The organism is Arthrobacter sp. NPDC080086 (genome assembly GCF_040702285.1).
On sequence record NZ_JBFBKP010000141.1, the window covers coordinates 1 to 5,286 of the forward strand.

The window sequence follows — 5,286 nt, forward strand, 5'->3', positions numbered from 1 at the left end:
GCACCCGGGTGGGTGCGCCGCCGCCGTCGAAGCGCGGGACTACTGCCAGATGGTGGCGATGGCGATGTTCAGCAGCGCCAGGCCGCCCACAGCGTGGGCGAGGCCCTTGCCGACGGGCTCGTCCTTCTTGTACCGGCGGCGGCCGATGAAGGCCAGGACCGCGACGACGAGCGCCACGACGAACTTGATGCCCAGCTTGGCGTAGTTGACGTCCATGTCCAGGGCCGGGATCAGGCCCATCATGGCGATGCCGGTGATCAGCTGCAGCACGGCGCCGTCGAACTGGCGCGGGTGGACGGTGGGCTTCTTCATCTGGCCGATCCAGATGCCGACGATCATGGTGGCGCCGATGATGTGGAGGAAGACCAGGATGTCGAACAAAATTTTCATGGCTTCAGTCTAACCAGAGAATTCTACGGTCCGTAGTAAGACGGCGACGGCGGCGCGGTCCGCCGGTGGTTTCACACCGTGGTCCGCACCGCCGTCGCCGTTGGTACTGTGTGGTCCCCGGAACCGGGGACCGCCTGCCGCTAGAGGCCCAGGTCTGCCTCGAAGGCGCCTTCCTCGAGGCGTGCCTTCAGCGTCTGCAGGAAGCGTCCCGCGTCCGCGCCGTCCACCAGGCGGTGGTCGTAGGTCAGCGAGAGGTACATCATCGAGCGGATCGCGATCGAGTCGTCGCCGTTCTCGTCGGAGACCACCACGGCGCGCTTGACGATCGCGCCGGTGCCCAGGATGGCGACCTGGGGCTGGTTGATGATCGGGGTGTCGAAGAGGGCGCCCACGGAACCGATGTTGGTGATGCTGAAGGTTCCGCCGGAGAGCTCATCCGGGCCGATCTTGCCGTTGCGGGTGCGGTCGGCGACGTCGGCGATCTTGCCGGAGAGGCCGGCGAGGTTCAGGTTGCCGGCGTCGGAGATGACCGGAACCAGCAGGCCCTTGTCGGTGTCCACCGCGATCGCCAGGTGCTCGGCGTTGTGGTAGGTGATCTCCTGCTTGTCCTCGTCGTAGGAGGCGTTCAGCTTCGGGTGCTGCTTCAGGGCCTCGGCGACAGCCTTGGCGATGAAGGGCAGGAAGGTCAGCTTGGAGCCGTTCTGCGCCTGGAAGGAGTTCTTGGCGCGGGCACGCAGCTTGGCGACCTTGGTCATGTCGACCTCGTGCACCTGGGTCAGCTGGGTGGAGACGTCCAGGGATTCGCGCATGCGGCGGGCGATGACCTGGCGGATGCGCGGGGCCTTCTGGACGGTGCCGCGCAGCGAGGAAGCCTCGGCGGTCGGCGCCGCGGACGGGGCCTTCGCGGCCGCCGGGGCGGCGGCAGCCGGAGCGGCCTTAGCCTCGGCGGCGGCCAGGACGTCCTGCTTGCGAATGCGGCCGCCGACGCCGGTGCCGGTCAGCGAGGAGATCTCGACGCCGTGCTGGTTGGCCAGCTTGCGTACCAGGGGAGTGACGTAGCCGGACTCGCTCGAGGAGGCGGCGGGCGCCTCCTGCTTGGCGGGGGCGGCGGGAGCCGGAGCAGCGGCCGGGGCGGGAGCCTTCGGGGCTTCCTGCTTCGGGGCGGCGGGAGCCGGGGCAGCGGCCGGAGCCGGAGCTTCCTGCTTCGGGGCTTCCTGCTTGGGAGCCTCCTGCTTCGGGGCCTCGGGGGCCGGAGCGGCGGCCGGGGCAGCGGCGCCGGAACCGATGACGGCCAGGACGGAGCCCACCTCGGCCGTCTCGTCCTCGGCGACGCGGATTTCCTGCAGGGTGCCGGCAACGGGGGAGGGGATCTCGGTGTCGACCTTGTCGGTGGAGACCTCGAGCAGCGGCTCGTCGACCTCGACCGAGTCGCCGACGCTCTTGAGCCAGCGGGTGACGGTGCCTTCGGTGACGCTCTCGCCCAGGGCGGGGAGAGTGACTTCGTGGCCTTCGCCGGCGGGGGCGGCGGCCGGGGCCTCGGCAGCGGCCGGGGTCTCGTCCTCGGGGGCCGGAGCCTCGGTGCCGGACGGGGTCTCGGCGGGGGCTTCCTCGGCCGGGGCGGCTTCAGCGGGAGCGGCCGGGGCGGCGTCAGCGGAGCCGGAGCCGTCGCCGATGCGCACCAGCGGGGCGCCGACCTCGGCGGTCTCGTCTTCGGCCACGAGGATTTCCTCGATCACGCCGGCGATCGGAGAGGGGATCTCGGTGTCTACTTTGTCGGTGGAGACTTCGAGCAGGGGCTCGTCCACCTCTACCCGGTCACCTACCTGCTTGAGCCAGCGGGTGACGGTTCCTTCGGTGACGCTCTCACCGAGGGCGGGCAAGTTAACGGATTCAGACATGTCGTCCCCGTTCTCCTTATTGATCTTTAGTGCGGATGATTGCTGCCTGGTTCGAGCTTAGTGCACCCGGTTTTTCGGGCCGGGTGCACTAAGCGCGGTGGTCTTGCGGTGCTGCGGTGGGGGCTATTAGCCGTGCAGCGGCTTGCCGGCGAGGGCCAGGTGGGCCTCGCCCAGGGCCTCGTTCTGCGTCGGGTGGGCGTGCACCAGCTGTGCGACGTCCTCCGGGTAGGCTTCCCAGTTCACGATCAGCTGGGCCTCGCCGATCTGCTCGCCCATACGGGAGCCGATCATGTGGACGCCGACGACGGGGCCGTCCTTCTGGCGGACCAGCTTCACCAGGCCGGAGGTGCCCAGAATGGAGCTCTTGCCGTTGCCGGCCAGGTTGTATTCCTGGGTCTCGATCTGGTCATCGCCGAACTTGGCCTTGGCAGCCTTCTCGGTGTAGCCGACGGTCGCGATCTCCGGCTCGGAGTAGGTGACCTTGGGGATGTTGACGTCTTCGACGACGACCGGCTTGAGGCCGGCGATTTCCTCGGCGACGAAGATGCCCTGCTGGTAGCCGCGGTGGGCCAGCTGGACGCCGGGGACGATGTCGCCGACGGCGTAGATGTTGCCGACGCCGGTGTGCAGACGCTCGTTGGTGATCACGAAGCCGCGGTCGATGGTGAGGCCGGCCTCTTCGTAGCCGAGGTTGGCGGTGACCGGGCCGCGGCCGACGGCCACGAGCATGAGGTCGGCTTCGAAGGTCTTGCCGTCCACCAGGGTGACCTTGACGCCGTCGTTGTTCTGCTCGACGCCCTGGAAGAAGGTGCCGGTGGAGAACTTGATGCCGCGCTTCTTGAAGGCGCGCTCGAAGTTCTTGACGATCGTGGCGTCCTCGTTCGGGACGAGGGAGGGCAGGCCCTCGATGATGGTGACGTCCACGCCGAAGGACTTCCAGACCGAGGCGAACTCGACGCCGATGACGCCGCCGCCGAGGATGATGGCGCTCTTCGGGATGAAGTCCATGGTCAGCGCCTCGTCCGAGGTGATGACCTTGCCGCCGATCTCGAGGCCCGGCAGGGTGCGGGAGTAGGAGCCGGTGGCCAGGACGATGTTCTTGCCCTTGTACGCGGTGCCGTTGACCACGACGGTGTCGGTGCCCTGGAGCTTGCCTTCGCCCTCGATGACCGTGATGGCCTTCTTGGACTTGATCAGACCCTGGAGGCCCTTGTACTTGCCGGCGATGATGCCGTCCTTGTACGAGTTGACCGTGGAGATGTCGATGCTGTCCAGGCTCACGTTGACGCCGTACTTGGCGGAGTCACGGGCGTGGTCGGCCAGTTCGGCGGAGTGCAGCAGGGCCTTCGTGGGGATGCAGCCGTTGTGCAGGCAGGTGCCGCCGAGCTTGCCCTTTTCGATGAGGCCGACGGTGAGGCCGAGCTGGACGGCGCGGAGGGCGGTGGCGTAGCCGCCGCTGCCGCCGCCGAGTACCAGGATGTCGAATTCTTGCGCAGTTGCCTGATCGGCCACTAAAACGCTCCCTCGCGTGAACGATGACGCGAGAGTACGCATCATCTGGTCTTGGAATCTGTCTGCCGTGATTATGCCAGCAGGCGGCTTCCCTTTCGTGTGGAATTGCTTCCATGAAGCTGAATGCTTTGAAACTACGGTTCACCTTAGCGAACCACTAATCCATGCTCCACCTTGCCGTGGCGTTTGTGGAGCGCTTGTGTCCAGTCTCACGCGGGCCTGTGGCCGGGGTATCAGCCCCGGCCACAGGCCCGCGGAAGAGGGCTTACTTGGCGGCGAGGACGTCCTCGACGTAGGCCACCAGGGTGCGGACGGTGCAGCCGGTGCCCTGCTTGTGGTTGTAGCCGTAGGGGCTGCCGTTGTTGAAGGACGGGCCGGCGATGTCGATGTGGGCCCAGGGGATCTGCTCCCCGTTCTTGCCCTTGCCGACGAATTCCTTCAGGAACACGGCGGCGGTCATCATGCCGCCGTGGCGTTCGCCGATGTTGGCGATGTCCGCCACCTGGGAGTCCAGGCTGGGGCGCAGTTCCTCCGGCAGCGGCATCGGCCAGACCAGCTCGCCGGCGCGGTCCGCGGCGGCTTTCAGGGCGCCCGTGACGGACTCGGAGCCCATGACGCCCGCGGTGCGGTTGCCCAGGGCGATCAGCTGCGCGCCGGTGAGGGTAGCGACGTCGATAATCACGTCCGGGTGCTCCTCGCTGGCCGCGACGATGCCGTCGGCCATGACCAGGCGGCCCTCGGCGTCGGTGTTCAACACCTCGACGGTCTTGCCGCCGAAGATGGTGAGCACATCGGCGGGGCGCTGCGCGGCACCGGAGGGCATGTTCTCGGCAATGCAGAGCCAGGCGGTGGCCTTGACCGGCAGGCCCATCTCGGCCAGGGCCAGGACGGTATTGAGGACGACGGCGGCGCCCGCCATGTCCGACTTCATCTCACCCATGCCCAGGTGCGGCTTGAGCGAGATGCCGCCGGTGTCGAAGGTGATGCCCTTGCCCACCAGGGCAACCTTGGCGGTGGCCTTGGCCGGCGCGTACTCGACCTTGACCAGGCGCGGCTGGCGGGTGGAGCCCTTGCCGACCCCCAGGATGCCGCCGAAGCCGTCCTTTTCGAGGCGCTTCTCGTCCCAGACGGTCACCTTGACCGGCAGGCCCTTGGCCAGGTCCTTGGCGGCCTCGGCGAAGGTCTCCGGGTAGAGGTGGCTCGGCGGCTGGTTGACCAGGGTGCGGGTGGCGTTGACGGCCTTGCCGATCAGCGCGGCGCGGTCCAGGGCCGGCTGCAGGAGGCCCTTGCTGGCGGCCAGGTCGGTGAGGATGCGCACGTTGCGGACCGGCTCCTTGAGCCCGTCCTTGGAGGAGCGGTGTTCGGTGTAGGCGTAGGCACCCATGGCCGCACCCTCGGCGATCGCGGCGACGGCGGCGGCGTCCGGGGCGGGCAGGGCCAGGGTCACGGTGCCCAGGCCGGCCAGCTGCCGGATGGCCGAGCCGGC

General features: G+C 68.2%; 4 protein-coding genes. All 4 read right to left on the reverse strand.

From position 1 onward, the window contains the following. Positions 1–39: 39 nt before the first annotated feature. A complete protein-coding gene (locus AB0305_RS22570; protein WP_364137791.1) occupies positions 40–390 on the reverse strand; it encodes a hypothetical protein in 351 nt (116 codons plus the stop codon). A 140-nt stretch (positions 391–530) separates the two neighbouring features. Next, positions 531–2,288, reverse strand: a complete 1,758-nt coding sequence (sucB, locus tag AB0305_RS22575) for a 2-oxoglutarate dehydrogenase, E2 component, dihydrolipoamide succinyltransferase (RefSeq protein WP_364137789.1) — start codon at positions 2,286–2,288, stop codon at positions 531–533. Positions 2,289–2,414: 126 nt separating this feature from the next. Then, positions 2,415–3,800 (reverse strand): dihydrolipoyl dehydrogenase, encoded by a 1,386-nt coding sequence (gene lpdA / locus AB0305_RS22580; protein ID WP_290258147.1) that lies wholly within the window; start codon positions 3,798–3,800, stop codon positions 2,415–2,417. A 265-nt stretch (positions 3,801–4,065) separates the two neighbouring features. Beyond that, positions 4,066–5,286: leucyl aminopeptidase (locus AB0305_RS22585; RefSeq protein ID WP_366174115.1), on the reverse strand; the 1,221-nt coding region annotated here is incomplete at its 5' end.